Origin of the sequence: Bradyrhizobium sp. 170, assembly GCF_023101085.1 — a bacterium.
In the GTDB taxonomy this organism is placed as follows: Bacteria; Pseudomonadota; Alphaproteobacteria; order Rhizobiales; family Xanthobacteraceae; genus Bradyrhizobium.
Genome location: NZ_CP064703.1, coordinates 4,129,061 through 4,155,580 on the forward strand (window position 1 = coordinate 4,129,061; position 26,520 = coordinate 4,155,580).

Sequence of the window (26,520 nt, forward strand, 5' to 3'; positions counted from 1 at the left end):
CGCCGCGCTACGCTGCCTGCCGGTTGAGTCCGAGATAGTCGAGCCCGATATCGAGCGCGGCGGAGCTGTGGGTCAGCCAGCCGGCGGAAATCAGGTCGACGCCGGTCGCGGCGATCGCTTTGGCGGTCTCGGCGGTGATGCGGCCGGAAGCTTCCGTGATCGCCCGGCCGCCCGTCATCGCCACCGCCTGCCGCAGTTGCTCGAGCGTCATGTTGTCGAGCAGGACGGCATCCACGCCGATCGCGAGAACCTGTTCAAGCTGGGCCAGCGTGTCGACCTCCACCTCGATCTTGACGAGGTGGCCGGCATGCGCTTTCGCGCGCTCGATCGAGGTTCTGACATCGCCGGCCAGCGCGATGTGGTTGTCCTTGATCAGGATGGCGTCGTCGAGGCCAAAGCGGTGATTGCTGCCGCCGCCGGCGCGGACCGCGTATTTTTCCAGCGCGCGCAATCCAGGCGTGGTCTTGCGGGTGCAGACGATGCGTGCCTTGGTGCCTTGCGCGGCTGATACCAGCGAGGCCGTTGCGGTGGCGACGCCGCTGAGATGGCAGAGGAAGTTCAGCGCCGTCCGTTCACCGGTCAATAGCCCGCGCGCCGGCCCCTCGATGGCGGCGATCGTATCTCCTGGCGCCACCACGCTGCCGTCAGGCCGCTCCGCGGTGAGCCGGATGGCAGGATTCACGAGCTGAAACGCACAGCGCGCGATGTCGAGCCCGGCGACGACGCCGGGCTGGCGCGCGCGCAGCACCAGAGATGCCTGCCTGTCGGCCGGGACGATTGCATCCGCGGTGATGTCGCCGGCGCGGCCTAAGTCTTCGAGCAGGGCGGTTCGAACCAGCAGTTCGTACATGATGGGCAGAAGTGGCGTTAGTGTCACGGCTGGGCGCTCCCAACAGACAGAGATCCGGTTTCAACGATGTCGCGGGCGCCGTCGAGCACGTCCGCAAGCGAGATGGAAGACGGCATGGCCGAGGGCAGGGTGTCGGGGAAGTCGCTGCGATAATGCCCGCCGCGGCTTTCCTCGCGCCGCCAGGCGGCGACCGCGATCATCAATCCAACCAGCGCGGGATCGGAAGCCGCACTGCTGCCGCTGGCGATCGGATAGAGGCCGCGGATCGCGCGTTCAATACCGTGCCGATCGCGGAGCACGCCGAGGCCTTGCGACAGGATCGGCCGCACGGCCGAAGGATCGGATGCGGACGGAGGCGTGTTGGCCGCACGCGCTGTCAGCGGACCGCGGCCCGCGCTCTGGACGCTCTCGGCGACCCATTGCGCGCAGACGATCGCTTCCATCAGCGAATTGCTGGCGAGCCGGTTGGCGCCATGCAGCCCGGTGCGGCTGACTTCGCCGCAGGCCCACAGGCCGTTGACGGTGCTACGGCCTTCGATATCCACCGATATCCCGCCCATGTGGTAGTGCACCGCCGGCCGGACCGGAATCGGATCGGTCGCGGGATCGATCCCGGCCATTTTGCAGAAGGCCGAAATGACGGGATAGCGTTTTGCGAATTCCGCTCCCGGATGTTTCCGCGCGTCGAGGAAGACGCGATGTACTTCGGCGCGGCGGCGCCACACCGCGCGGGCGACGATGTCGCGGGCGGCGAGTTCGGCGCCGGGCTGGTCGGCCATGAAGCGTTGACCGGTGTCGTCGATCAGGATCGCGCCGTCACCGCGTACAGCCTCGGTGACCAACGGCATCGGACGCGACGGACCGTCGAAGGCGGTCGGATGAAACTGGATGAATTCGAGATCGGACAGGAGCGCGCCGGCGCGTGCCGCCAGCGCGAGGCCCTGACCGAAGCAACCGGCGGGGTTGGTGCTGTCCAGAAACAGGCCGCCGATTCCACCCGTCGCAATCACGACGCGACCGGTGTCGATCACCAGCGGACCGTGCGCGTTCACCGCGAGTACGCCCTTGATGGCATTGTCTTCGACGATCAGGCTGCGCGCCTCGACGCCTTCCAGCAGAGTAATCGACGGGCAGCGGCGGACCGCTGCGATCAGCGCACGCATGATCTCGCGCCCGGTGCCGTCGCCCGTGGCGTGCACGATCCGGTTGCGGCCGTGCGCGGCTTCCAGGCCGAGCCGCCAGCCGCCGTCCGCCCGCCGGTCGAAGGCGACGCCAAGTCTGGCGAGATGCTCGACGGCCGCCGGTGCCGCATGAACGATGCGACTTGCGACGGCTTCATCGCACAGGCCTGCGCCTGCGGCGAGCGTATCGGCCAAATGCAGGGCAGGGTCATCGTCCCCGCCCATCGCTGCGGCAAGCCCGCCCTGCGCCCACAGGCTTGACGCTTCTGCGCCGAGCGGCGCCTTCGACAGCAGCAACACCGGCTCCGGCGCCATCTGCAGCGCCGTCATCAATCCGGCGGCGCCGCCGCCGATAATGACGGGACGGTTGCTGAGCGCTGAAATTTCCATGCTCATATCGCCAGCATCCTTTCGACGGCACGCCGGGCTGATACCGCGATGGCGGGATCGATCGTCACCTCGTGCCGGCCGGTCTCCAGCGCATGGCGGATGTTCTTCAGCGTAATCCGCTTCATGTGTGGGCACAGATTGCAGGGCCGGATGAACTCCACGTCGGGGTGGAGCACGGAAACGTTGTCGCTCATCGAGCATTCCGTCAGCAGAACGACCCGCGGCGGGCGTTTTTGGCCGACGAAGTCCGACATCGCCGCCGTGGAGCCGGAGAAATCGGCTTCCGCGACCACTTCGGGCGGGCACTCCGGATGCGCCAGGATGGTCACGTCAGGGTGATTTTCGCGCAATTGCCGGACGTCGGACGCCGTAAACAACTCATGCACCTCGCAATGGCCCTTCCATGCGATGATCTTGACGTTCGTCTGCGCGGCGATGTTCTGCGCGAGATATTCATCCGGCAGCATGATCACGCGCTCGGCGCCGAGCGACTCCACGACCTTGAGCGCGTTGCCGGAGGTGCAGCAGATGTCGGATTCCGCCTTCACCGCCGACGAGGTGTTGACATAGGTGACGACGGGGACGCCGGGATAGCGCTGCCGCATCAGCCGCACGTCCTGCGCGGTGATGGAGTCCGCCAGCGAACAGCCCGCCGCGAGATCCGGGATCAGCACGGTCTTTTCCGGATTCAACAGCTTGGCCGTCTCGGCCATGAAGTGCACGCCGGCCAAGACGATGATGTCGGCATCGACCTTGGTGGCTTCGCGTGCCAGCAAAAGGCTGTCGCCGACGATGTCGGCGACGCCGTGGAAGATTTCAGGCGTCTGGTAGTTATGCGCGAGGACGACGGCGTTGCGGCTTCGCTTGAGTTCGAGGATCGCGTCGACGTCCTCCGCGAAGGTGGCCCATTCAGGCGGCGGAATGACCCGTTTGACCCGATCGTAAAGCGCTGCGGAACGAGCGAGCGCGGTAGAGCTGAGGCTGGCCATTTATACTCTCCGTGAGCATATCTTGGCTTATACTTATCCTGAGCATAACCGATGTCAAGTGCGCGATAGCGGGAGCTTGGTTCCGGCGATGGCCCGTTCCGCCAGCACGCCGTGACGGAACCGGAACAATTTGGCGGGGCGGCCGACGGTATCGGCGGCGATTGCGCCAGTTTCCTCAACGAGTTGCTGCTGCTCGATCAGGCGGCGAAAATTCTGCTTGTGCACCAGCCGGCCTGCAAGCGCCTCAACACTGCGTTGCAGTTGCAGCAGGGTGAATTCCGCCGGCATCAGTTCGAACACCACGGGACGGTATTTGATCTTGGCACGCAGCCGCGCGATCCCGGTCGCGAGAATGCGGCGATGATCTCCGGTCATTTGCCTGCCAGGAATGACGGCAGTGGCATCTGCCCCGTCACGCACCGCTTCCGGTATCAAGCCGGCCTCGTAGAGCAGTTCATAACGCTGCAGGACCAGTTCCTCGTTCCATTCGCGCTCGTCGAGCCCAAACGTGATGGCGGCGCGCTGCCAGCGTTCGCGCTGCAGGCCAGCAGTAGCTGCAGTTTTCGACCACGCCCGAAGCCGGGATGCCAATGTCTTCGCCAGCGTAGCGGGAAGACCGGACCGTTGATCCTCCCAGGGGAAATATTCGTACCAGCCGGACCAATGCGCCTCAAAGCCCGCGCCGACCTTGTCTTCGCGGGTCAGGCCCAGATAGCTGATCGAGATCGAATGCGGCGACTTGGCATCTCCGGCCCGCCCGCGATCGGCGAAAGTGTAGAGCTGCTCGACATAGCCGAGCGGGTGGCCGGTCTGCGCCTCGACCCACGCCCGCAATCCGGTCTGCAGCGAACGGTGCGCAAATTCGAACGGGCCGCTCGGCAGCGCGCCGGCGTTGGCGATGGTCATGATCTTGGGCTCACCGTCGGTCACGGCGACGAGGACGGCGACGAGATCCGCCGTGGTCGCATTGGCAGCGCCCGTTTTGCTGGCTTTCCGCGGTACCCCTGCCACGTCGGTCGTCCGTCTCCGTTGTTTGGCCAATGCGCGTTTAGCAATATCCGTACACGCCGCAAGCATACGGCAGGCGGTTCCAATAGGGACCGTAGGAGGGGCCGCCGTAATAGGGGCCGTCATAGCTGTAGGAATGGTTGGTTCCGTAATAGCCGGGCAGCGTGGAAGAGCCCGGCAGCAGCGGCGTGCCGTAGACGCGCGGCGCATAGGGCACCACACCCACCGGCGTGAACAGCACGTCGGGATCCTCTTCCTCGACCACCAGCGTACGGCCACGGCGCACATAGAGCGGCGCTGCGGCAGGCGCAACCGTGGTCCGGTAGTTGTAATGGGCGCGGGGCAGGCCGGGCGGCAAATTGCTGGCAGCGCGAACCGCGGCGTTTTTGGGGGCGGCGCGCTTGGGGGCGGGAGTGCCCTCGGCGCTCCTGGTGGCGGGGCTGTCCGCGCTCTTGGGAGCGGGGGTTTCGTCGGCGGCGGCGGTTCCGATCGCGAAAATCGCGACCAGGAATGGCGTCATCCAGCGCAGCATCGTTGGCTCCGAATCATCGAGGGCGGCTCAGCGCCACTTTATGCCGGAATGAGCGTTAACGAGAGGCTTGTAACGTAGGGGCTGACGGGCGGCTAGGCCGAGACATCCCCCGGTCGTCATCGCCCGCCTTGTGCGCAATTGCGCACTGGGGCGGGCGATCCAGTATTCCAGAGAAGACGGCTTGGTCCGAGAGGCCGCAGCGTACTGGATACCCGCCTTCGCGGGTATGACAACTTTTTGTGGGGCTGCACAGTGTGTGCTTCACGCTAAGCGTCGAACGTCCCTCACGCGCTCAACGCCTGCTCCAGGTCCGCGATCAGATCTTCCTTGTCCTCGATGCCGATCGAGAGGCGCACGACATCGGGCGCCGCGCCGGACTTCACCTTGGCGGCGTCGTCGAGCTGGCTGTGGGTGGTCGATGCCGGGTGGATCACCAGCGAACGAGTGTCGCCGACATTGGCCAGATGCGAGAACAGTTTCAGGTTCGACACCAGGTTGACGCCGGCGTCGTAGCCGCCCCGCAGGCTGAAGGTGAACACCGCACCGGCGCCCTTCGGCGCGTATTTGCGCGCGAGCTTGTTGTACTTGTCACTGGCGAGGCCGGCATAGTTCACCGACGCCACCGCGGAATGGCCGGCAAGAAATTCCGCGATCGCCTTGGCATTCTCGCAATGCTTCTGCATGCGCAGCGGCAGCGTCTCGATGCCGGTCAGAATCATGAAGGCGTTGAACGGCGAGATCGCCGGGCCGAGGTCGCGCAATCCAAGCACGCGGCAGGCAATCGCGAAGGCGAAATTGCCAAACGTCTCCTGGATCCTGATGCCGTGATATTCCGGCCGCGGCTCGTTGAGCATCGGATATTTGTTGTCCTTTGACCAGTCGAAGGTGCCGCCATCGACGATGATGCCACCGAGCGAATTGCCGTGGCCGCCGAGAAATTTGGTCAGCGAGTGCACGACGATGTCGGCGCCATGGTCGATCGGGCGGATCAAATACGGCGTCGCCAGCGTGTTGTCGACGATCAGCGGCACGCCGGCCTTGCGGGCCACTTCCGCGATTCCCTCGATATCGGTGATGCTGCCCGCGGGGTTGGCAATCGATTCGATGAAGATCGCCTTGGTGCGCGGCGTCACCGCGCGCTCGAAACTGCCGATATCGTCGGGGTCGGCCCACACCACGTTCCAGCCGAAGCTCTTGAACGCATGCGTGAACTGGTTGATCGAGCCGCCATAGAGTTTTCGCGCGGCGATGAACTCGTCGCCGGGCATCAGCAGTTGTTGCAGCACCACCACCTGCGCCGCGTGTCCCGAGGCAACCGCGAGCGCCGCGGTGCCGCCTTCCAGCGCCGCAATGCGCTCTTCCAGCACGGCGGTGGTCGGGTTGCCGATGCGGGTATAGATGTTGCCGAAGGCCTGCAGCCCGAACAGCGAGGCGGCATGGTCGGCATCGTTGAACACAAAGGACGTGGTTTGATAGATCGGCGTCACCCGCGCGCCCGTGGTGGGATCGGGCTGCGCACCGGCATGCACGGCAAGGGTCGAAAATCCCGGGAGACGGTCAGTCATTCTTTACGTCCTGTTCTTTGGCTTGCTCGAAATGCGTTGAAGATGCTGATGGCAGGCGTGTCCGCCGTCAAGGCGAGGCGTTCACATCTGGGGAATTGAAAACGGCCTGCTTCGTCAGGCCGCGTCTTCGAAATAATCGTTTCTCATTGCTTCACGTCGGCTCGCTTTTGTTCTTTGCGGCACGATCCGATGCCGCCGTCGGGCCGCCGCTGACGCTGGTCCGGTTCAGCGACAGCCGCATGCCCTGCGTCGGGATCGGCGCTCGCTTCGAGCTCAGCGTGCGCGAATTGACTCCCATCCATGATATTTCCGACGACAGCCGTCCATACTCGATCTTGGGGCAGCGGTTCATCACCACCTTGAGGCCGGCGGCTTCGGCTTTCTCGGCAGCCGCGTCGTCGCGCGCGCCGAGCTGCATCCAGATCACTTTCGGCGGCGACGACAATGTCAGGGCCTCGTCGACAACAGGCATGATATGGCTGGAGTTGCGGAAGATGTCGATCATGTCGACGGGATGGCCGATATCCGACAGTGAGGCGACGAACGGTTTTCCGAGCAGGCTCTTGCCGACGTGACCCGGATTGACCGGGATCATGTCGTAACCGCGCTGCGCCAGGTATTTGAAGGCGAAGTAGCTCGGCCGCACATTGACCGGCGAGGCGCCGACCATCGCGATCGACTTCACGCCGTTGAGGATGCTGCGGATGTAGTTATCGTCGTAGTTATCGTGGTTCATTTTGTATCCACTTGCGTCATTGCGAGCCACCGGGTCGGGCGAATGCCCGCCCGATGACAGGCTCCGCGAAGCAATCCATCTTTCCGTTATGCCGCGCTATGGATTGCTTCGCTGCGCTCGCAATGACGGATAATCACTTATCCTGCCATTTCGGTTCGCGCTTCTCGATGAAGGCGCCGATGCCTTCCTCGGCGTCGCGCGCCATCATGTTCTCGGTCATTACCTCGGCCGTATAGCGATAGGCGTCGGCGAGGCTCATTTCGGCCTGGCGATAGAACGCTTCCTTGCCGAGCTTGATCGTGTAGGCGGATTTGAGCGCGACCTTCTGCGCCAGCGCGATCGCCGCATCGCGTTCGGTGCCGGCGGCGACGACGCGGTTGACGAGGCCGATATTCTTTGCCGTCGCCGCCGAGATCGGCTCGCCCGTGAGCAGCATCTCCATCGCCTGCTTGCGCGGGATATTGCGCGACAGCGCCACCATGGGCGTCGAACAGAACAGGCCGATATCGACGCCGGGCGTGGCGAAGCCTGCGGCCTCGGAGGCGACGGCGAGATCGCAGCTCGCCACGAGCTGGCATCCGGCGGCCGTCGCGATACCCTGCACGGCGGCGACGACGGGCTTCGGCAGATGCACGACTGCCTGCATCATCGCGCTGCAGGCGTTCATGATCTGCCCGAAATAGGCGCGGCCGCGATCGGCATCGCTGCGGCGCGCGGTCAGTTCCTTCATGTCGTGGCCCGCGGAGAAGGCCGGACCATTGGCCGCGATGACGACCGCGCGCACGCTGTTGTCGTCGTGGATTTGCTTGAGCGCGCCGTGCAGCTCGGCGATCAGGCCCTCCGACAGGCTGTTGCGCGCCGCCGGCCGGTTGAGGGTGAGCAGGCGGATGCTGCCGACGTTTTCCTGCAGCAGGATCGGAGGTTGTGACGTAGGCGCGCGAGCAGTCTGGGCGGGCATTTCTGAGGTTTCCACTCCGAGAATTTTGTTTGGGCTTTGATGACAACCTAATGTAACAGGCACCCTTAATCGAGGGCAGGGGTGGCATGGCGGCAGCGAAAATGAGCGTGGCTGAGCTGGAGAAGTTCCTCCGCGAGGAATTTCCGCAGGCCTTCAGCGATGGCGATGTCACCATCGAAAGCGCCGATGGCGAGACCTGCCTGCTGCGCCGGCGCTTCGACGACCGCATGCTGCGCCCGGGCGGCACGGTGTCGGGGCCGACGCTGATGGCGATGGCCGATTTCGCGATGTATGTGGTGCTGCTCTCGGCGATCGGCCCGGTTGGCCTCGCAGTGACCACCAACCTCAACATCAATTTCCTGCGCAAGGGCCAGCCCGGCCAGGATGTGCTGGCGGCGGCGAAGCTCTTGAAACTCGGCAAGCGGCTTGCGGTCGGCGAAGTCAACCTGTTGTCGGGGTCATCGCCCGATCCGATCGCCCATGTGACAGCGACCTATTCCATTCCAAACACATAGGCTTTCGCGCGGTATTATTGCACCATATTTTTAAGTCATTGTGAATGCTAGTTTATTTAACACGAAATGGCATTGACGCGCCGCGCCCGGTTCTCTAGAAACCGCGCAGTTCGGCGCATCTGGCGCCGATTTCCATTTTCACGGATTTCCTCACATGAAAACGTTTTCGGCAAAGCCCGCCGAGGTGACGAAGAAGTGGGTGCTGATCGACGCCAAGGGTTTGGTGGTCGGCCGGCTCGCCACCCTGGTCGCGATGCGCCTGCGCGGCAAACACCTCCCGACCTACACGCCCCACGTCGATTGCGGCGACAACGTCGTCATCATCAACGCGGCGCATGTCGTGCTGACCGGTCGCAAGCGCGACAACAAGGTCTACTACAAGCACACCGGCTTCATTGGCGGTATCAAGGAACGCACCGCGAAGTCGATCCTCGAGGGTCGTTTCCCCGAGCGCGTGGTCGAGAAGGCCATCGAGCGCATGATCCCGCGCGGCCCGCTCGGCCGTGTGCAGATGGGCAATCTGCGCGTTTATCCCGGCGCCGAACATCCGCATGAAGCCCAGCAGCCCGAGAAGGTTGATATCGCTTCGATGAACCGCAAGAACATGAGGGCCGCATAAGATGTCGGATACCATGCAGTCGCTCGACCAGTTGGCGTCGCTGAAGACGGCGTCGCCGGAAGCGCCGAAATACGTCAAGAAGATCGACAAATACGGCCGCGCCTATGCCACCGGCAAGCGCAAGGACGCGGTCGCCCGCGTCTGGATCAAGCCGGGCGCCGGCAAGATCGTGGTCAACACCCGCGAAGTCGAAGTCTATTTCGCCCGCCCGGTGCTGCGCATGCTGATCCAGCAGCCGCTGGTCGCAGCCGCACGCGCCGGCCAGTACGACGTCATCTGCACGGTCGCCGGCGGCGGTCTGTCAGGCCAGGCGGGTGCCGTGCGTCATGGCATCTCCAAGGCGCTGACGAACTTCGAGCCGGATCTGCGCGGCGTCCTCAAGAAGGGCGGCTTCCTGACCCGCGACTCCCGCACCGTGGAGCGCAAGAAGTACGGCCGGGCGAAAGCGCGCAAGTCGTTCCAGTTCTCGAAGCGCTAATTGCTTCGCTAAAATTTGCAGCGCTTGCTGCATTCGCGAGACGAAAAGGGCGCCCAATCGGGCGCCCTTTTTGCTTACTATTTAGTGATGGGTTACCACGGATTTTCGTGAAAACTTGCTTACCCGCACAAACGAAATTGGAACACGGCGCTCCTAGTGTCCCCAATGCGATGGCGCGAAATTGCATTTCAGTATGCGCCGAACAAGTTGCATCACACGCGTTCGGGTGAGCCCATGTCGTTCGATACGTCCACGCTATATCTGTTTGCCACGATGGTTGCAGGCATGCTCGGGGCCATGCTGCTGCTGTTCGGCAAGCAGGAAAACATTCCAGCCTTGAAGTGGTGGGGGACGGCCTATCTGCTTGGCGCATCGTCGGTGGCGATCTGGACCATCGGCGGCGCCAAACTCGGCGAGCCGCTGTTGCTGGCGCTGCATGCGCTTGGTTTCGTGGCCTGCGGCATGGTCTGGAACGCCTCGCGCGTATTCCACGGCCGCAAGCCCAATCTGCCGGGGCTGTTGTTTGGCGCGGTCGTCTGGGTCGGCACGGTGCTGGCTTTGCCATCATTGAATCCCGCGATGCGGCTGATCGTCGGTGCGGCGATTGTTGCGATCTATGCGGGGCTGACGGCTTCCGAATTGTGGAGCGAGCGGCGGCGGACGATGCACAAGCGCTGGCCGACGATTGTCGTACCCGTGATGCATGGTTGCGTGCTGGCGCTGCCGATCCTGCTCGGCAGTCTGCTGCGCCCGCATGACGAAACCTTCACCAGTAGCATCTGGGTGACGGCGTTCTCGATCGAACTGGTGCTGTATGCGATCGGCACGGTGTTCGTCATCTTCATGCTAGTGTCGGACCGCGCCGTGACGGTGCACAAGACCGCGGCTTCGGTCGATCCCTTGAGCGGAATGCTGAACCGCCGTGGTTTTTCGGAAGCCTGCAACCGGGTGATCGAACGCGAGGCCGCCGCGGGGCGACCGGTGTCGGTGATGATTTTCGATATCGACCATTTCAAGAGCATCAACGACCGCTTTGGCCATCCCGCCGGCGACGAGATCCTCAAATTGTTCTCTACCGTCGTGGTCAGCAATTTGCGCATCAGCGACCTGTCGGGGCGGATCGGCGGCGAGGAGTTCGCGGCGTTGCTGGCGTGTCCGCTGGAAGAGGGCGTGATCGTGGCCGAGCGCGTGCGCGAGGCGTTCGAGGCGTCCAACATCGCCTGCGAGGAAGGCCCGGTCGATACCACGGTCAGCATCGGCGTCGCCGGCGGACCGGCGGGCACGGAGCTCGACGTGCTGCTGGCGGCGGCCGACACCGCGCTCTATCAGGCCAAGCGCAGCGGCCGTAACCGGGTCGAGGCCGCGGAAGAGCTGCCGCTGTCGCTGGAGAACTGGCGGCGCAAGACCGCCGGCCGCGCAGCTTCGCAACGCCAGGTGCCGGCGGCGACTTGACGAAGCGGGTGGCGTTGACGCCTGAGCGTTTTGCCGCCATATACAAAGCATGAATAAGCTTCTCTCAGCCGCATTGACCACCACCGCGACCGCTTACGGCGGATCGCCTTCTGGTCGTGCGCGCTAGAGACAAGCGTACTTCAGCCAGAAAAGGCCCCGCCGGTGACGGACGGGGCCTTTTCTGTTTTTGATGGTCCCCCGTCCGCGCTTTTTCCCCTCGCAAGGATTACAGCTATGGACGATCTCGACCACAGAAATCTCGGTGTGCAGCTCAAGCTCTGGCACCTTCAGGAAGATGCGCCGGGCATGGTGTTCTGGCATCCGCGCGGCTACGCGGTCTATCGGGTGCTGGAGGACTATCTCCGGCGCAAGATGCGCCAAGCCGGCTATGCCGAGGTCCGGACGCCGCAGCTGCTGCCAAAGGAGTTTTGGGGCCGCAGCGGCCACTGGGACAAGTTCGGCGAGCACATGTTCCGGGTCGACGACGGCGAGCACGCGATGGCGCTGAAACCGATGTCGTGCCCGTGCCACGTGCAGATCTTCAACAAGGGCCTGCGCTCGTGGCGGGAGCTTCCGATCCGCTATGCCGAGTTCGGCGCCTGCCACCGCAATGAGCCGTCCGGTTCGCTGCACGGCATCATGCGGACGCGCGCCTTCGAGCAGGACGACGCGCATGTGTTTTGCCGCGAGCAGGACGTCGAGGGCGAAGTCGCGTGCTTTATCGCCCTGCTGGACGAGGTCTATCGCGACCTCGGCTTTCCCGACTACGAGGTGGCGCTGGCGACGCGGCCAGCGGTGCGCGCCGGCGACGACGCGACGTGGGACTGGTCGGAGGCGAAGCTCGGCGATGCCGCGCGGCAATGCGGCCTCGCGCCTCAGATCAACCCCGGCGAAGGCGCGTTCTACGGACCGAAGCTGGAATTTGCGCTGCGCGACCGGCTGGGACGATCCTGGCAGTGCGGCCAGTGCAACTCGACGGCGTGCTGCCGCAGCGGCTCGAGGCGTCCTACGTCGCCCCCGACGGCAGCCGTGCGAGGCCCCTGATGATCCACCACGCCATCTTCGGATCGCTCAGTCGCATGATCGCGATCCTGCTCGAGCACCATGGCGGCGTGCTTCCGTTCTGGCTGTCGCCGGACCAGGTGGCGGTTGCGCCGATCTCGAAAGACCAGGCCGGATACGGCGCGGACGTGCTGACGGCGTTTTGGGATGCCGGGATCCGCGCCGTTGCCTATGACGGCGCCGATACCCTTTCGCGGCGCATCGTGGCGGCGCATGAAATGGCGGTGCCGGTGATGGCTATCGTCGGCGGGCGCGAGATGAGGGACGGCCGGGTGAGTCTGCGCGCGCGCGACGGCTCACAGGCCGACGTTCCGCTGGCCGAGGCGGTGTCCCGCCTGCAGGCGAGGGCCCGGCCGGGCGCCAATATGGCCGAAGCCTTGTAAACGTGCCTCAGGCGCACGCCGATCGGTGGATCCCTAGCCAGCCGGCGTTGGCGCAGCGCCCGCGGACGCAGGATCCTGGGCAAGCGGGCCATAGGAAGAGGCGGTATGTCGCCTGCACATCGATTCATTTCGCTGCCGATGCGGAGTTTGGTCCTTTGACCCGAAGCGGTCACTTGCGATTTAAAGACCAATTGGTCTATATGTTAGCAATGAGCCACCAAACACCAGTGCAGTTGCCCCGTGGCCGCCCCCGAAGTTTTGACGTGGAAGCCGCTGTCGAACGCGCGATGGGTGTGTTCTGGTCGCGCGGCTATCACGCCACGGCGCTCCCGGACCTTCTTCGCGCGACAAAGCTCTCGCGTGGCAGCCTTTACGCCGCTTTCGGTGACAAGCACTCGCTCTTCTTGCGTGCGCTTGATCGCTACATTGCCGATGCCCTGACACGGATGGATATCGAACTTGACCCCCGCAGAGAGCCGGTCGACGGCCTGCGGGCCTACCTTGCCGGCTACGTTGACCGCACGACCGGTGCCAGTGGTCGGCGCGGATGCCTGCTGGTGGCCACAGCCATGGAACTGGCCGGCCAGGATGCTGAAGTTGGCCGTCGCATCGCCAGCTTTTTCAAAGCCATGGAGGCCAAGGTGGCCCATACACTTTCCCGTGCGAAGACGGCGGGCAAGTTGGCCGATGGCGTTGAGCCTTCAAGTGCCGCCCGAATTCTCGTCTGTTTCGTTGAGGGGCTGCGAGTGGTCGGCAAAACGGCGCCGACACGGATCACATCGCAAGCCACCGCTGACGCTCTTCTCGACCGCTTCATTAGGTAAACAACCCATGGACGCCTCCGCTATTGGCGCGCGCCGATATATAGACTGATCGGTCTTGAAAGGAAAGATGCCATGTCTGCCATCCAGATCGTCTGCGCGGTGGCCGTTCCCTTGCTCTGGGGTTACCAGTTCGTGGAGATCAAAGTGGGCGTTGCGGAGTTTCCGCCTCTCTTCTTCCTCGCACTGCGCTTCCTGGCCATCGCGCTTCTGCTTGTTCCGTTCGTAAAAAGGCCTTCGCGTCAACAGTTCGGCCCTATCGCAGCTATTTCGATTTTCCTTGGTGGACTGAACTTCGGGCTCTTCTATGTTGGCCTTGGGCTCGGCTCAGGAAGCATGTCGGCCGTCGCATATCAACTCGCCACGCCCTTCACCGTCCTGCTGGCGTGGCCGCTGCTCGCGGAGAGGCCGTCTCTCACCACGTCCGCCGGAGTGGTGACGGCATTCGTCGGCGTGGTCGTGTTGGCAGCGGAGCCTGGCCTGTCGGCACACGCGCTTCCGCTGCTGCTTGTGGTCGGGGCAGCCTTCGCATTCGCGGTGTCCAACATCTTGACGAAACGCTACGGCCCTTTTGATCCCCTGATGTTGATGGGGTGGTCGTCGCTGCTCACGGTGCCTCAGGTCATGTTGATGTCGTTACTCATTGAACATGGACAACTGGCAAGCCTTGTCACGGCGGATGAACGTGGCTGGCTGGCACTCGCCTACACAATTTTCATCGGAGGAATTGTTGGGTTCGGACTTTGGTTCTGGCTGATTGCCCGATGCTCCATGGGCCGCGTCGCACCCTTCGGTCTGCTGCTTCCGGTGTTCGCCTTGATTTCGAGCGTGTTGTTCCTTGGCGACCGCATGACCCCAAAGTTGATTGTCGGTGGGCTGCTCGCGATCTCCGGCGTCGCCATTACACAAGTAAGACCGAGCGCTCGACCAATTTGAACCCGGAAGGCGCGTCGTGGCGACTTTCGGGGCATAGCGGATATTGGTCAAGCCCGCACCAATCAATCTCGATTTATGAGTACGCACCCTGGTGCGACAGGCCGGCCTTGATCGCGAGCTCCTGCACGACGGCCGCGACACGCATCAGTTGGGGCAGGGCCTGGTCGCGGAAGGCGGCCATATCCATGCGTGTCGCATCGACCGTCACGCTCAAACCGGCAGTTACCGAACCTTGCGCGCTGAAGATCGGCGCGGCCAGCGTGCGCAGACCATAGGCATTTTCGCCGTCGGAAACCGCGTAGCCCTGCTGCCTGACCAGGTCGAGCCGGTCGAGCAGGGCATCGAGGTCGGTCAGCGTTCGCTCCGACAATTTGATGCGCGGCCGCAATTCCAAACGGCGAATTTGCTCGTCGCGCGGCAGGTGCGCCAGCATGATATGGCCGAGGGCTGCACTGTAAGCCGGAATTCGCGTGCCGGGCCGGCGGTCCATCTTGTGGCGGTCGAGGCCAGTGCCGAGGCGAGCGAGATAGATCACGTCGCCTCCATCGAGTGCGCCGAGTGACGCCGCGTCGCTCACTGACGGCACGAGGTCGCGCAGCAACGGCTCGGCCAAAGCGCGCAGCGTTCCGCCCGATAGCACCGTGTAGCCGAGATCGAGACAGGCGACGCCGAGCCGGAACCGGCGGCTCTGCGGAATGCTCTGGAGATAGCCGAGTTCAGTCAGGGTCTGGATCAGGCGGAACGCCGTTCCGCGATCGAGATTGGCGCGCGCGGCAATCTCGCTGAGCGTCAATTCATAGGCCTCGCTGGAAAAGCTCCGCAGCACCGCGAAGGCCTTGCCGACGGAGGCAACGTAGTTCTTGGGATTCTTCGGCGGTGTGGGGGGCGCGCGCTTGGCGGGTGCTTTGCGTGCCTTGGCCATCTCAATACCTGCTTTGCAATAACGACGGTCGGTGGCCCTTGACGCGGCGCAGGCCCGGTCTTACGAAGGTGCATAAAATACAACAAATGTTCGCATTCCGAACAATGCTTTTTCGGCGATCGGAGGAAGTTTGTCAACATCGTCCCTGCATCCTCATGGCGTGTTCAGTGCGGCGCTGACGCCGCTCGACGCCGAGCTCGCCCCCGATCACGCGCGTTTCGTCGCGCATTGCCGCTACCTCCTGAGTGAGGGCTGCGATGGCATCGCGCTGCTCGGCACCACCGGCGAGGCTAACTCCTTCTCGGCTGCAGAACGCACCGCGCTGCTCGAGGCGGTCGTGCGGGATGGCATCGCGCCGAGCCGGCTGCTGCCCGGGACCGGCGTCGCGGCGCTCAGCGAAACGGTGGCGCTGACACGCCACGCGCTCTCCGTCGGCGTCGATACCGTGGTGATGCTGCCGCCATTCTACTACAAGGGCGTCACCGACGACGGCGTCTATGCGTCCTACAGCGAAGTCGTGCAGCGGCTTGGCGATGCCCGGCTGCGGATCGTGCTCTACCATATTCCGCAGATGTCGGCGCAGCCGATCTCGCATGCATTGATCGAGCGGCTGCGCGCGGCCTATCCGACGACCTTTATCGGAATCAAGGATTCTTCGGGCGACTTCGCCAACATGACCGCGATGGTCGAGCGCTTTCCGGGCTTTGCGGTGCTGGCCGGCGCGGATCCGTTGCTCTTGCCGCTGCTGCGCAAGGGCGGCGCGGGGTGCATCACCGCGACCTCCAATCTCGTGGCGCGCGATCTCGCCTACGTCTACCGGCACTTCCGCGACCGTGACGATGACGCCGCTCTTGCTGCCGCGCAGGCGCGCATCGTGAAGGCGCGAGAGCTCGTCTCACGTTTCCCGCAGATGGCATCGCTTAAGGCGCTGGTCGCTGAGCGTACTGGCCATGCCGGATGGCAACGCCTCCGGCCGCCGCTGGAGTCTCTGCCGGCTGCGCATCTGAAAGAGCTGCTTGCGGACGCTGGCGCGTCTGCTGCCGTCAACGCCTAGCGGCGTGAACACGGGGCGATCTGATGTCCGAGTCCATCCAGGATGTCCTTGCCGGAATGGCGGCGCTGGTCGGCGACAATCACGTCATCGATTCCGGCTCCGATCAGGAGCCCTATGTAGTGGATTGGCGCGGACGCTATCGCGGTCGCGCCGTTGCGGTCGTGAAGCCCGGCTCGACCGCCGAGGTTGCGGCGGTTGTCCGCTATTGTACCGACAAGCGGCTGGCGATCGTCCCGCAGGGCGGCAACACCGGCATGTGCGGCGCCGCCACGCCGGATGACGGCGCGTTCAATGTCGTGATCCGGCTTGACCGCATGCGGCGCGTGCGCGACGTGAGCCCGCTCGCCAATACCATCACGGTGGAGTCCGGCTGCATCCTCGCCGAGGTGCAGGCCGCGGCCACGGCGGCGGACCGCTATTTTCCGTTGAGCCTCGGGGCCGAGGGCTCCTGCCAGATCGGCGGCAACATCTCGACCAATGCCGGTGGCACGGCGGTGCTGCGCTACGGACCGATGCGGGATCTGGTGCTCGGGCTGGAAGTGGTGCTGCCGGACGGACGCATCTTCAACGGCCTGCGCGCGCTGCGCAAGGACAACACCGGCTACGCGCTCAAGCAGCTCTTCATCGGCGCGGAGGGAACGCTTGGCATCGTCACCGCGGCGGTGCTGAAGCTGTTTGCGCCGCCGCGCAGCTCGGCTCTGGCGCTGCTCAAATTGCATGATGTCGAGCAGGCCCTGCAGATCATGCAGCGCCTGCGCGGTGCCGTTGGCGACCGGCTCGGCAGCCTCGAAATCATGTCACGCAGCCAGATCGAGGCGATCGCTGCGACCGTGCCGCATGTCGCCATTCCCTTCGAGCTCACCACGCCGTGGTACCTGATCGTCGAACTGACCGACACGCTGGCCGGGATCGACCTCGACGAGCCGCTCGCCGCCGTGCTTTCGGAGGCGATGGATGCAGGCCTGGCCGAGGATGCCGTGCTAGCATCGAGCCTCGCCCAGGCCAAGGCGATCTGGGCGGTGCGGCACAGCGTGTCCGAAGGCAACAAGCGCAGCGGTTACGTGGTGTCGCACGACAGCGTGGTTCCGCTGGAAAACCAGGCCGCGTTCGCTACCAATGTCGAGACCAGGATCAGGGCGGCCGTTCCCCATGCGCGCGTGGTGATGCATGGCCATATCGGCGACGGCAATATTCACGTGGTCGCCCTGATCGACCGCGATCGCTGCCATGACCCAGCCACGACCGCCGCGCTGGTGGCGCGGATCAACGAGATTGTCGACGACGAGACCGCGGCGCAGGGCGGCGCGATCAGCGCCGAGCACGGCATCGGCATCACCAATCGCGGCCGGCTCGCGCGCGTGGCCGATCCACTCGATATCGACCTGATGCGCGGCATCAAGCAACTGCTCGACCCGAACGGCCTGATGAATCCGGACAAGATCTTCGCGACCGAGCGTCGCGTGACCGCCGCTGCAGGAGAGGCATCACGATGACGAGCATCCGCCTTCTTGCCGACGACCTGACCGGTGCGCTCGACACCGCGGCCGAGTTCGTCGGGCTGTGCGGACCGTTCGACGTGACCTGGCGCGAGGCGCTCTCGGCGAACAGCGCGCCGAGCCTTGCGATCGACAGCGGCACACGCGAGCTCGCAAGGGCTGAGAGCGCCGAGATCGTCGGACATCTCGCGCCGCTGCTGCGCGAGGGCGAGGGCACGATCGCCTACAAGAAAGTCGACAGCCTGCTGCGCGGTGCGTGGGCGGCGGAACTTGGCGCCTGCCTGCGCAGCGGCCGCTGGGCCTCCTGCGTCGTCGCGCCGGCCTTCGACTATCAGGGGCGCCGCACCCGCGACGGTCAGCAATTCGCGCGAACGCCGGATGGCGATTGGTATCCGGTCGGCGAGAATCTGCTGGCGCAATTGAAAGCGGTGAATATCGACGCCCGGCAAGGCGGGCCCGATACGCTGTCTCATGGTGGCGTGCAGGTCTTCGATGCCGAAAGCGACCGGGATCTCGATCGCGTAGTCGAGATGGGACGGCGCCTGGCCGCGCCCGTCCTGTGGTGCGGGAGCGGCGGACTGGCCGGTGCACTGGCGCGCGGCAGCCGCGCCGATGTACCGCGCCATCTGAAGAAGCCGGTGCTGGGATTGTTCGGATCCGATCAGATCGTCACCGCGTCCCAGCTTGAGGCGTGCGGCGAGGCCACTATCGCGCTTGCCGAACGCGACGCCGGAGGTGCGGCGCGGGTGCACCGCAAGCTCGCCGATGACGGTGTCGCACTGGTGAAATTTTCGCTGTCCGGGAGATTGTCGCGCGCAGAGGCGGCACATCGGATCGCGCATGAAATGACCACGCTGATCGGAGCGATTGATCCTCCCGGTACGCTGATCGTCGCCGGCGGCGAGACCCTGAAGGCCGTCTGCGTCGCGCTCGGTGCGCACGCGTTGCAGGTCGCCGGGCGTCTCGTGCCGGGGTTGCCGCGCTCGATTTTGCAGGGCGGCCGGTGGGCCGGTGTCGACGTGATCTCAAAATCCGGAGCATTTGGTACAAGGGAGCTGTGGCGCGACCTGCTCCAGGACAATCAATTGCTCAACACAGGGAACCCGACATGACCTCTCGCCATCTCGCAATTACCATGGGCGATCCGGCCGGGATCGGACCCGAGATCATCGTCAAGGCCTGCATCGGATTGCAGGACAGGATCGCAAAGGGCGATCTGCGCCTGCTGATCATCGGCAGCGGCGCCGCGTTGACCGAGGCAAAGGCTGCGCTCGGCGCCAGCCTCGCTATACCGCAGGTGAACGCCGAAGACAGCGATTGGCCCAATCTCTGTTTTCTGCAGGCCGACGCCGAAGGCGCGCCGATCCGTCCGGGCGTCCTGAGTGCCGATGGTGGACGGTTTGCGTTCAAGGCGATCGAGCAGGGCGTGCGGCTGACGCAGGCCGGCCGGACCGCGGCCATCGTCACGGCGCCGCTGAACAAGGAGGCGCTCAACAAGGCAGGTTACCATTATCCCGGGCATACCGAGATGCTGGCGCATCTCACCGGCGTGCGCGGCTCGGTGATGCTGCTGGCCCATGGCAACATGCGCGTCAGCCATGTCTCGACCCATGTGGCGCTGGAGGATGTACCGAAGCGGTTGACCCCGGAGCGGCTCCGTCAGGTGATCGATCTCACCGACGACGCGCTGCGCCGGCTCGGCATCGCGCGCCCCAAGATCGCCGTTGCCGCGCTCAATCCGCACGCGGGCGAGGGCGGGTTGTTCGGGCGGCAGGATATCGACGTTTCGGCGCCGACCATCGCCAAGGCGGTCGCAGATGGCCTCGATGTCGTCGGGCCGGTGCCGGGCGACACCATCTTCGTCAAGCTGCGCGCCGGCCAGTTCGATGCTGTTGTCGCGATGTATCACGACCAGGGGCACATTCCGGTAAAACTGCTCGGCTTCCAGGTCGATCCCGCGACCGGCCGCTGGCAGGAGCTTTCGGGCGTCAACATCACGCTCGGGCTTCCGATCATCCGCACCTCCGTCGATCACGGCACGGCCTTCGACATCGCAGGCAAGGGCATTGCCAACGAGCACAGCCTGATCGAGGCCATCGATTACGCCGAGCGCCTGGCCGGCGGCATCTCCGCAAGCTCCAAAGCAATGAGACCGGACGCGCAATGACCAATTCCTTCACGCCGATCGAGATCCTCCGTCCCACCGTCGTCGAGTTCGGGTGTGGAACGTTGCTGCCGCGGCTCGCTTCGCGGAGCGGATCGGTGCGCAGCGGCCGCTGGTGATTTCGGATCCCTTCAACGCGCGCCGCGTCGATCAGTTGGCACTGCCCCGGGCTGTCAAGGTATTCGGCGACGTGAAGCCCGAACCGGATCTGCCCAACCTCGAAAAGGCGGTGGCGATGGCGCGCGATATTGCGCCCGACCTCATCGTCGGTTTCGGCGGCGGCAGCGCGATGGATCTCGCCAAGCTGGTGGCCGTCCTCTGCACCGGTGAAGCGGCCTTTGCCGACATCGTGGGCGCCGAGAAGGTTGCGGGCCGCAGCGTCGCGCTGATGCAAATTCCGACCACTTCGGGGACCGGCAGCGAAGCCGGAACCCGTGCGCTCGTGACCGATCCGGCCAGCCGCAACAAGCTTGCGGTGCAGAGCCGCTTCATGCTGGCCGATATCGCCGTCGTCGATCCCGACCTCACGATGACCGTGCCGCAGGATGTGACCGCGGCCACCGGTGTCGACGCGCTGGCGCATTGCGTCGAGGCCTACACCAGCCGCAAGGCGCATCCTGCGATCGACCTTTACGCGATCGAAGGCGCGCGGCTGGTCGGACGCTATCTGCGGCGCGCGGTGACCGACGGCGGTGATCGCGAAGCCCGTGCGGGCCTTTCGCTAGCGTCACTCTACGGCGGCTATTGCCTCGGCCCGGTGAATACGACGGCCGGCCATGCCGTGGCTTATCCGCTTGGCACGCGGCACCATGTGGCGCATGGCCTCGCTTGCGCAGTGATCTTCCCGCATACGCTGGCGTTCAACATGCCGGCGACCTCGACGAAGACCATCGCAGTGCTGCATGCGCTCGGCCTGCCGGAGCGCAACGTTCCGGCGGCTGCGTTCGATGCCACCTATCGCTTCTGCGCCGATCTCGGCATCGAGATGCGATTGTCTGCGCTCGGCGTTCCCAGGGACGATCTCGACGTCATGGCGGACGAGGCCCACGCCATTCGTCGCCTGCTCGACAACAACCCGCGCGATTTGAGCCGTGACGAAATTTTGAAGATGTACGAGACGGCGTTCTAGCCGGCCGCCCAAGAGTGGGGCGGTTGCAAACCAATAACAAGCAGAAGCAGAGGAAACTTCGATGAGATTCATAAGGCTTATTCTTGCGTCGGCGATGCTGCTGGCGGCGTCCCCCGTGAAAACGGAGGATGCGTATCCTTCCAGGCAGGTGACGGTGATCGTTCCCTTCTCCGCCGGCGGCACCGCGGATATCTTCGCACGCATGGTCGCCAATCATCTTCAGGCGAAACTGGGCAAGCCGTTCGTGGTCGAGAATGTCAGCGGCGCCGGCAGCATCGTCGGCGTGACGCGGCTGGCGCGGGCGGCGCCGGACGGACTAACCCTCGGCCTCGCCAGCACATCCGCGCTTGCGATCAACCCGTCGCTCTATGGTCCGAAGCTCAGCTATCAGCCCGACAAGGATCTACAGCCGATCGCCCAGATCAGCGTCGTGCCCAACGTTCTGGTCGTCAACCCCGACAAGATTGCGGCGCGGACCATGCCGGACCTGATCGCCTACCTGAAGGCCAATCCGGACAAGGTCTCGTTCGGTTCGGCCGGCGTCGGCACCTCGCAGCATCTGGCGGCCGAATTGTTCCAGCAGATGACCGGCACCAAGATGGTGCATGTGCCCTACAAGGGCTCGAGCCCGATGCTGACGGATCTCCTCAGCGGCCAGATCGATCTCGCCTTCGACAACGTGCCGCTGCTTCTGCCGCACGCGAGGACCGGCAAGCTTGCGCTGATTGCGACAGCAACGCCCAAGCGCGCGTCGTTTGATCCGGATCTTCCCGCCGTCGCCGAGCATCTGCCCGGCTTCGAGGCGGTCGCCTGGCACGGCTTCTTCGTGCCGGCCGCGACGCCGAAGCCGATCGTCGAAAAGCTGTCGACGGAGATCCGGGCCTTCATGCAGCAGCCGGAGACGGTGCAGAAGATGGCCGAACTCGGTGCCGTTGCCGTAGCGCTGGAGCCCGCAGCATTTGCTGCCTACATCGCATCGGAGACGGCGCGGTGGAAGAAGGTCATCGAAGCCGCCAACATCAAGATGGACTAGAGATGCTCCGGACGGGCGGATAAGGAAAACCGCCGGCTTTCGGGAACATCGCGTGCAAACAGGACGATAGCTCCGGAGATTAATTCAATACTTTTGAACTGATCTCCGGGGGAAGATCGCGCGGTAACCTCCCGTTTACCATTCCGTCCATATCATCTGCGCCATGGATTCACCTCGCAGACGAAATTCCCAGGCCGCCCTGGTGTCGCTCGAAGCGGCAGCAGCCTCGGCCCGAGGCGGTTTTGGCTGCATGTTCTCGACCTCGGAAGAATTCGAGATGGCGCTCATCACGGAGCGTCGTGCGCAGGGGCGTTATGATCAGCGCAGAATGCGCTGGCCTGCCATCCTATTCGTCGGCTGTGCGCTGATGGTCGCCGGCACGGTGCTGCTGTTAGGCTAGCCGCTGACCCTTTACTTCGCCAACGGATCGGGGCGTACCTGAATATGCACCGCCCGCGGCTTTGAGCCCTTGCCGCCTTCCATCAACCAGGGTGTGCGGTCGCCGCTCGAGCTCCACAGCCCTCGGCCTTTCCAGCCCGCGGCCGGATCGTCAATGCGCCCGTCGAGGCCCTTGGCGAAAAAGCCGAGCGGATAGGGGATGCGCAGCATCACCATCTGCCCATCCTTGAGAGCCACGAAACCGTCGTTGAGGTTGGCGGTGGAGATCGGAATGTTCTCGCCGAGGCCGACCGTGTTGTGGTGATCAACCCAGGTGTAATAGCTCGCCTCGGCGCTCGAGCTCTCGAACCCTTCGAAGCCGGGGCCTGGATATTTGAAGTAGGAGAAGCCCTCCGGGCAATGGTTGCCGGTCGCGTTCGGCCCGTTCAGCGGGTTCTTGCATTTGCTGCGATCGAAGCGGATCAGGCTGCCGTTCGAGCCCGAGCCCCAGAGCACGCCGTTCTTGTCGATGTCTCCGCCGCGGACGCCGATGCCTTCCTTCGGGATGGCGTAAAACTCCGACAGTTTGGTCTTGGGATCGAAGCGCATGAAGCCGGGCTGGCCGACGAACACGTTGACGGTGTACCAGACCGAGCCGTCGGTCGGATGCGGCATCACGGCGTAAGGGCCTGAGCCCGCGACCCGCATGTCCTTGGCGGCCTCTGCCGGCTTACCCGGCTCGGTGTATTCGTCGACCTTGCCATTGCCGTTGGTGTCGAGCACGAACGGCGCCCAGCCCTGCGCTTTGACGACATCGCCGGTCTCGTCCCATAGCCTGGTGTTGACCCAGCCGGCGACCGGGCCGGTTCCCGAGACCCAGAGCGTATCGTCGGCATCGTAGCCGAACTGCGGGTGATGAGTGCCGAAGCAGGTATCGATGAAGTTGTATTTCTGGGTCTTGGGATCGAACACCGTCACTTGCCGCCCCGAACGTTCAAGCGGAAAGGCCTTGGCCGACGGATGATCTGACCCTTTCCGGCAGTAAGCCGGATTTTCGATGCCGCGCACCGCCGCCGCCAACCAAACGCGTCCCTTCTTGTCGAACATGCTGTTGTGATTGTTGGTTCGCTGGCTCCAGATCTTCTCGTCACCCCAATAGGCCGAGGGGCTGACCGGATTGAGGACGGCCGTGCCATGGAGCGGAGGGCCGAACGACTCCGGCGCATTGGGATCGGCGACCGGCATTTTTGAGAACGTCACCTTGTGCGTCTTCGGATCGAGGATCGGCATGTCGTCGGACGAGTATTCGTTCGCGCCGTACAGCGGGCCGTAGGCGTTGACCGTCGGATAGCGCCGGTCGGAGGAAATCAGATCGTGGACGAAATGTTTCTCCGTCGCCCATTCCCACGACGTGATTACGACATTGCGCTCGATGCCGGTCGGCCGCGGCGGTTTGGACTTCGGCAGTTCGCCCCTGGCGACCCGATCGGTCCAGTCGCCGAAATATTTGAACGGCACGCCGCCGAGCTGGCCCGCAAGCCGGTTCACCATCCATTCCCCGGTCTGGCCTGAGGAGACGCGGCGTATCCAGGCTTCCTCGCCCGATTTGAATTCGCCGAACGCGCCCGGGATCGTGCGCGTGGATTCCTGGCCAAGCTGATGGCAGCCGATGCAGTCGACATTGTTCATCCGCTGGCGCCAGATATCCTGCGTGATCTCCTTCGGAATATCGGTGGTGCCGCCGAAATCTTTCGCCGGCGGGATCTTCATCAGCGTGTACCAGTAGATCGCCGAATAATAATGAGCCGCCGCCGCGTCGTTCGGGGCCGGTACCGCCGTGAGATTGACCTGCTGGCCGGGCTTGGCGCGCAGCCTGGGCGAATCCACCAGCCCGTAGCCGCGCACCCAGATGGAATAGTTCACGTTCGGCGGCAGATCCGGGATCACGTAACGGCCCTGATCGTCGGTGACGACGATCTTGGCGAATTTCGTCGGCAGCTCATTCGTTTTCGCGATGACCCAGACGCCGGCTTCCGGCCCGTTGGGTCCGGCTACCACGCCGCCGATATCGTCATTGTCGATTGCGACTGTCGTTGCCTGCTGCGCACGCGCCGACGCGACAGTCAAGCCGAGTACGCCCTCTGTCGCAGCCAAGGTGAAAGAGAACAGGATCCGACCGAGAGTCATCGTATCTCTCCCCGTGACCGTGAGCTTGCCGCTCTCGTTTGGCGCAAGCCTACACCAAACCAGGGTTGAGGCGAGAGCATGTCGCCCGCGCGATTTCGTCATGCTCGGTGCACCCAAACGGCAAGCGTGCGTCGCAGCAACGTATTGGCGCTGCCTTTTGCTTTTTCTGCGTCTGGGTTAGACACGCCAATTCCCATGAGAAGGCACATCCCGGATGATCACCGAAATCGCACAAATCGACGTCAAGCCCGGCACCGAGAAGGATTTTGAGGCGGCCGTTGCCAAGGCGCGTCCGCTGTTTCTGCGCGCCAAGGGCGGCAAGGGCTTTGAGCTGCACAAATCGATCGAGAAGCCGCAGCGTTACCGGTTGATGGCGCAGTGGGAAACGCTCGAGAATCACACCGTTGATTTCCGTGGTTCGGAAGATTTCACCGCCTGGCGCGCTTTGGTCGGCCAGTATTTTGCTGCGCCGCCTGAGGTCGAACACACCGAGACGGTGCTGACGACGGCGGACTGACACCGTTCAGGCCGTCGTGATGGCGGCCACCGGATCTTCCGCCTTGAAATGGTCGATCATCACCTTGGCGATCGCCATCAAGGGCAGCGCCAGCGCCAGCCCCCAGATGCCGAAGACGACGCCGAGCAGTATCTGGAACGCAAACAGCGTGGCCGGCGGAATATCCAGCGCCTGGCGCTGGATGATCGGCGTCAGCACGTAGCTTTCCAGTGCGTGCACGCCGAGGAACAGGATGAAGGCGGAGAGGGCAGCGACCCATCCCGAGGCGACGCTGGCCAGCACCACGATCAGCCCGCCGAGGATCGCGCCGACCGTCGGGATGAAGGCGAGCAGGCCTGCCTGGATGCCCAGGATGAACGAGCTCTGGATGCCGATGATCGAAAGCCCGATCCAGGTCACCAGAAACACCGCGACCATGGTGATGATCTGCGCGATCAGCCAGCGCTCCAGCGTCTCGCCGATCCGGTCGACGATCGCGACCGTCCGCGCGCGGTGTCTGACCGGCGCCATGAACAGCAATCCGTCGCGGTAGACGCCGGGCTGGGTCGCAAAGGCTATTCCCAGAAACAGCACGATGAAGAAGTTTCCGACCGCGCTCGCGGTGCCCAGGATCAGTTTCAGGCTCTGGCTGAAGATGGCGCCGCCGCTGGCCGCAATCGTGCCGGCGCTGGGAAGCGAGTGAGGTGCGGGCGTCGCGGCTGCAGGCGCGGCATCATCCGACGGCGACGAAACGGTGCCGAAATCGAAGAAGCTGGTGTCGATGCCGTTCCGTTCCAGAAAACCTTTGACGTTGACGAGTTGCGATTTGAGCGTGTTGCTCAACGCCGTCGTCTGCTGGGCGATCGTGGTGCCGCCGAGAAAGACGATGCCCGACAGCATGCCGGCGACCACCAGGCAGACCACCGTGAGCCGCAGCGCATGGGGCAGCCGCACGACGCGCCCGAGCAGGTTACTCATGGCGTTGAGGGCGACGCCGAGCAGGATGCCGGAAAATATCAGAAACAGCGTCGCGGCAAAGTGCCAGGTGAACGCCAGCAGGGCGGCGAACAGCACCGCGCCGATGCCGCCGACCGATATCGCCCACGCCAGATCGTTGCGGGCCTGAAGGCGATTGTCAGCGGGACCTGTCACGTTGATTCCTTCTCGTGAGACATATTGCGTCGCC

General features: G+C 64.2%; 27 protein-coding genes. 16 read left to right on the plus strand and 11 right to left on the minus strand.

Annotation, left to right across the window (positions count from 1 at the left end):
* Nucleotides 1-7: 7 nt before the first annotated feature.
* From nadC to IVB05_RS19050, 8 genes are all read right to left on the minus strand, one after another.
* Nucleotides 8-877, minus strand: coding sequence for a carboxylating nicotinate-nucleotide diphosphorylase (gene nadC / locus IVB05_RS19015; RefSeq protein WP_247786140.1), 870 nt, complete (start codon nucleotides 875-877; stop codon nucleotides 8-10).
* Nucleotides 874-2,427: an L-aspartate oxidase gene (locus tag IVB05_RS19020; protein WP_247786141.1), complete on the minus strand. Its 1,554-nt coding sequence runs from the start codon at nucleotides 2,425-2,427 to the stop codon at nucleotides 874-876. Before IVB05_RS19020 ends, nadC begins: the two co-directional genes overlap by 4 nt.
* Nucleotides 2,424-3,410 carry a quinolinate synthase NadA gene (nadA, locus tag IVB05_RS19025; protein ID WP_247786142.1) on the minus strand — a complete coding sequence of 329 codons (987 nt, stop codon included), beginning with the start codon at nucleotides 3,408-3,410 and terminating at the stop codon, nucleotides 2,424-2,426. Before nadA ends, IVB05_RS19020 begins: the two co-directional genes overlap by 4 nt.
* A gap of 54 nt (nucleotides 3,411-3,464) precedes the next feature.
* Nucleotides 3,465-4,421 carry a hypothetical protein gene (locus IVB05_RS19030; protein WP_247786143.1) on the minus strand — a complete coding sequence of 319 codons (957 nt, stop codon included), beginning with the start codon at nucleotides 4,419-4,421 and terminating at the stop codon, nucleotides 3,465-3,467.
* 37 nt (nucleotides 4,422-4,458) lie between these two features.
* Nucleotides 4,459-4,950 carry a hypothetical protein gene (locus IVB05_RS19035; protein ID WP_247786144.1) on the minus strand — a complete coding sequence of 164 codons (492 nt, stop codon included), beginning with the start codon at nucleotides 4,948-4,950 and terminating at the stop codon, nucleotides 4,459-4,461.
* A gap of 284 nt (nucleotides 4,951-5,234) precedes the next feature.
* The gene (locus IVB05_RS19040) at nucleotides 5,235-6,515 is read right to left on the minus strand and encodes an O-acetylhomoserine aminocarboxypropyltransferase (protein ID WP_247786145.1); all 1,281 of its coding nucleotides are present in this window, start codon (nucleotides 6,513-6,515) and stop codon (nucleotides 5,235-5,237) included.
* Nucleotides 6,516-6,666: 151 nt separating this feature from the next.
* On the minus strand, nucleotides 6,667-7,251 hold the full coding sequence (locus IVB05_RS19045; RefSeq protein ID WP_247786146.1) for a CoA-binding protein: 585 nt from the start codon (nucleotides 7,249-7,251) through the stop codon (nucleotides 6,667-6,669).
* A 133-nt stretch (nucleotides 7,252-7,384) separates the two neighbouring features.
* Nucleotides 7,385-8,209 carry an enoyl-CoA hydratase gene (locus tag IVB05_RS19050; RefSeq protein WP_247786147.1) on the minus strand — a complete coding sequence of 275 codons (825 nt, stop codon included), beginning with the start codon at nucleotides 8,207-8,209 and terminating at the stop codon, nucleotides 7,385-7,387.
* Nucleotides 8,210-8,295: 86 nt separating this feature from the next.
* Between IVB05_RS19050 and IVB05_RS19055 the strand changes: the two genes are divergently transcribed.
* The 8 genes from IVB05_RS19055 to IVB05_RS19090 all read left to right on the plus strand — a co-directional run bounded on the left by IVB05_RS19055 (nucleotide 8,296) and on the right by IVB05_RS19090 (nucleotide 14,475).
* Entirely contained in the window at nucleotides 8,296-8,724 is a 429-nt protein-coding gene (locus IVB05_RS19055; RefSeq protein WP_247786148.1) for a PaaI family thioesterase, read from the plus strand.
* A gap of 154 nt (nucleotides 8,725-8,878) precedes the next feature.
* The gene (gene rplM / locus IVB05_RS19060) at nucleotides 8,879-9,343 is read left to right on the plus strand and encodes a 50S ribosomal protein L13 (RefSeq protein WP_247786149.1); all 465 of its coding nucleotides are present in this window, start codon (nucleotides 8,879-8,881) and stop codon (nucleotides 9,341-9,343) included.
* Between the two features lies 1 nt (nucleotide 9,344).
* Nucleotides 9,345-9,821 (plus strand): 30S ribosomal protein S9, encoded by a 477-nt coding sequence (gene rpsI / locus IVB05_RS19065; RefSeq protein WP_247786150.1) that lies wholly within the window; start codon nucleotides 9,345-9,347, stop codon nucleotides 9,819-9,821.
* A 234-nt stretch (nucleotides 9,822-10,055) separates the two neighbouring features.
* The gene (locus tag IVB05_RS19070) at nucleotides 10,056-11,273 is read left to right on the plus strand and encodes a GGDEF domain-containing protein (RefSeq protein WP_247786151.1); all 1,218 of its coding nucleotides are present in this window, start codon (nucleotides 10,056-10,058) and stop codon (nucleotides 11,271-11,273) included.
* Nucleotides 11,274-11,507: 234 nt separating this feature from the next.
* Nucleotides 11,508-12,317: an aminoacyl--tRNA ligase-related protein gene (locus IVB05_RS19075; protein ID WP_247786152.1), complete on the plus strand. Its 810-nt coding sequence runs from the start codon at nucleotides 11,508-11,510 to the stop codon at nucleotides 12,315-12,317.
* Entirely contained in the window at nucleotides 12,317-12,718 is a 402-nt protein-coding gene (locus IVB05_RS19080) for a His/Gly/Thr/Pro-type tRNA ligase C-terminal domain-containing protein (RefSeq protein ID WP_247786153.1), read from the plus strand. The genes IVB05_RS19075 and IVB05_RS19080 overlap by 1 nt, the downstream gene beginning before the upstream one ends.
* Nucleotides 12,719-12,927: 209 nt before the next feature.
* Nucleotides 12,928-13,542, plus strand: a complete 615-nt coding sequence (locus IVB05_RS19085; RefSeq protein ID WP_247786794.1) for a TetR/AcrR family transcriptional regulator — start codon at nucleotides 12,928-12,930, stop codon at nucleotides 13,540-13,542.
* Nucleotides 13,543-13,614: 72 nt separating this feature from the next.
* Nucleotides 13,615-14,475: an EamA family transporter gene (locus tag IVB05_RS19090; protein ID WP_247786154.1), complete on the plus strand. Its 861-nt coding sequence runs from the start codon at nucleotides 13,615-13,617 to the stop codon at nucleotides 14,473-14,475.
* Between the two features lie 73 nt (nucleotides 14,476-14,548).
* On the opposite strand, the gene IVB05_RS19095 is transcribed toward IVB05_RS19090, so the two are convergent.
* Nucleotides 14,549-15,397, minus strand: coding sequence for an IclR family transcriptional regulator C-terminal domain-containing protein (locus tag IVB05_RS19095; RefSeq protein ID WP_247786155.1), 849 nt, complete (start codon nucleotides 15,395-15,397; stop codon nucleotides 14,549-14,551).
* 130 nt (nucleotides 15,398-15,527) lie between these two features.
* Between IVB05_RS19095 and IVB05_RS19100 the strand changes: the two genes are divergently transcribed.
* From IVB05_RS19100 to IVB05_RS19130, 7 genes are all read left to right on the plus strand, one after another.
* Nucleotides 15,528-16,451: a dihydrodipicolinate synthase family protein gene (locus IVB05_RS19100; RefSeq protein ID WP_247786156.1), complete on the plus strand. Its 924-nt coding sequence runs from the start codon at nucleotides 15,528-15,530 to the stop codon at nucleotides 16,449-16,451.
* A gap of 23 nt (nucleotides 16,452-16,474) precedes the next feature.
* Nucleotides 16,475-17,944, plus strand: a complete 1,470-nt coding sequence (locus IVB05_RS19105; RefSeq protein ID WP_247786157.1) for an FAD-binding oxidoreductase — start codon at nucleotides 16,475-16,477, stop codon at nucleotides 17,942-17,944.
* Nucleotides 17,941-19,059, plus strand: a complete 1,119-nt coding sequence (locus IVB05_RS19110) for a four-carbon acid sugar kinase family protein (RefSeq protein WP_247786158.1) — start codon at nucleotides 17,941-17,943, stop codon at nucleotides 19,057-19,059. The genes IVB05_RS19105 and IVB05_RS19110 overlap by 4 nt, the downstream gene beginning before the upstream one ends.
* Nucleotides 19,056-20,114: a 4-hydroxythreonine-4-phosphate dehydrogenase PdxA gene (gene pdxA, locus IVB05_RS19115; RefSeq protein WP_247786159.1), complete on the plus strand. Its 1,059-nt coding sequence runs from the start codon at nucleotides 19,056-19,058 to the stop codon at nucleotides 20,112-20,114. Before IVB05_RS19110 ends, pdxA begins: the two co-directional genes overlap by 4 nt.
* A 52-nt stretch (nucleotides 20,115-20,166) precedes the next feature.
* Nucleotides 20,167-21,240, plus strand: a complete 1,074-nt coding sequence (locus IVB05_RS19120) for an iron-containing alcohol dehydrogenase (RefSeq protein ID WP_247786160.1) — start codon at nucleotides 20,167-20,169, stop codon at nucleotides 21,238-21,240.
* 61 nt (nucleotides 21,241-21,301) lie between these two features.
* Nucleotides 21,302-22,273: a tripartite tricarboxylate transporter substrate binding protein gene (locus IVB05_RS19125; protein ID WP_247786161.1), complete on the plus strand. Its 972-nt coding sequence runs from the start codon at nucleotides 21,302-21,304 to the stop codon at nucleotides 22,271-22,273.
* Nucleotides 22,274-22,436: 163 nt separating this feature from the next.
* The gene (locus tag IVB05_RS19130; RefSeq protein WP_247786162.1) at nucleotides 22,437-22,673 is read left to right on the plus strand and encodes a hypothetical protein; all 237 of its coding nucleotides are present in this window, start codon (nucleotides 22,437-22,439) and stop codon (nucleotides 22,671-22,673) included.
* Between the two features lie 11 nt (nucleotides 22,674-22,684).
* Here the strand turns inward: IVB05_RS19130 and IVB05_RS19135 are convergent, their stop codons facing one another.
* On the minus strand, nucleotides 22,685-24,838 hold the full coding sequence (locus tag IVB05_RS19135; protein ID WP_247786163.1) for a carboxypeptidase-like regulatory domain-containing protein: 2,154 nt from the start codon (nucleotides 24,836-24,838) through the stop codon (nucleotides 22,685-22,687).
* 214 nt (nucleotides 24,839-25,052) lie between these two features.
* On the opposite strand from IVB05_RS19135, the gene IVB05_RS19140 reads away from it, so the two are divergent.
* Complete coding sequence (locus IVB05_RS19140; protein ID WP_247786164.1) at nucleotides 25,053-25,355, plus strand: antibiotic biosynthesis monooxygenase family protein; 303 nt, start codon at nucleotides 25,053-25,055, stop codon at nucleotides 25,353-25,355.
* 6 nt (nucleotides 25,356-25,361) lie between these two features.
* Here IVB05_RS19140 and IVB05_RS19145 read toward each other — a convergent pair whose 3' ends face one another.
* Complete coding sequence (locus tag IVB05_RS19145; protein WP_247786165.1) at nucleotides 25,362-26,486, minus strand: AI-2E family transporter; 1,125 nt, start codon at nucleotides 26,484-26,486, stop codon at nucleotides 25,362-25,364.
* Nucleotides 26,487-26,520 lie beyond the last annotated feature (34 nt).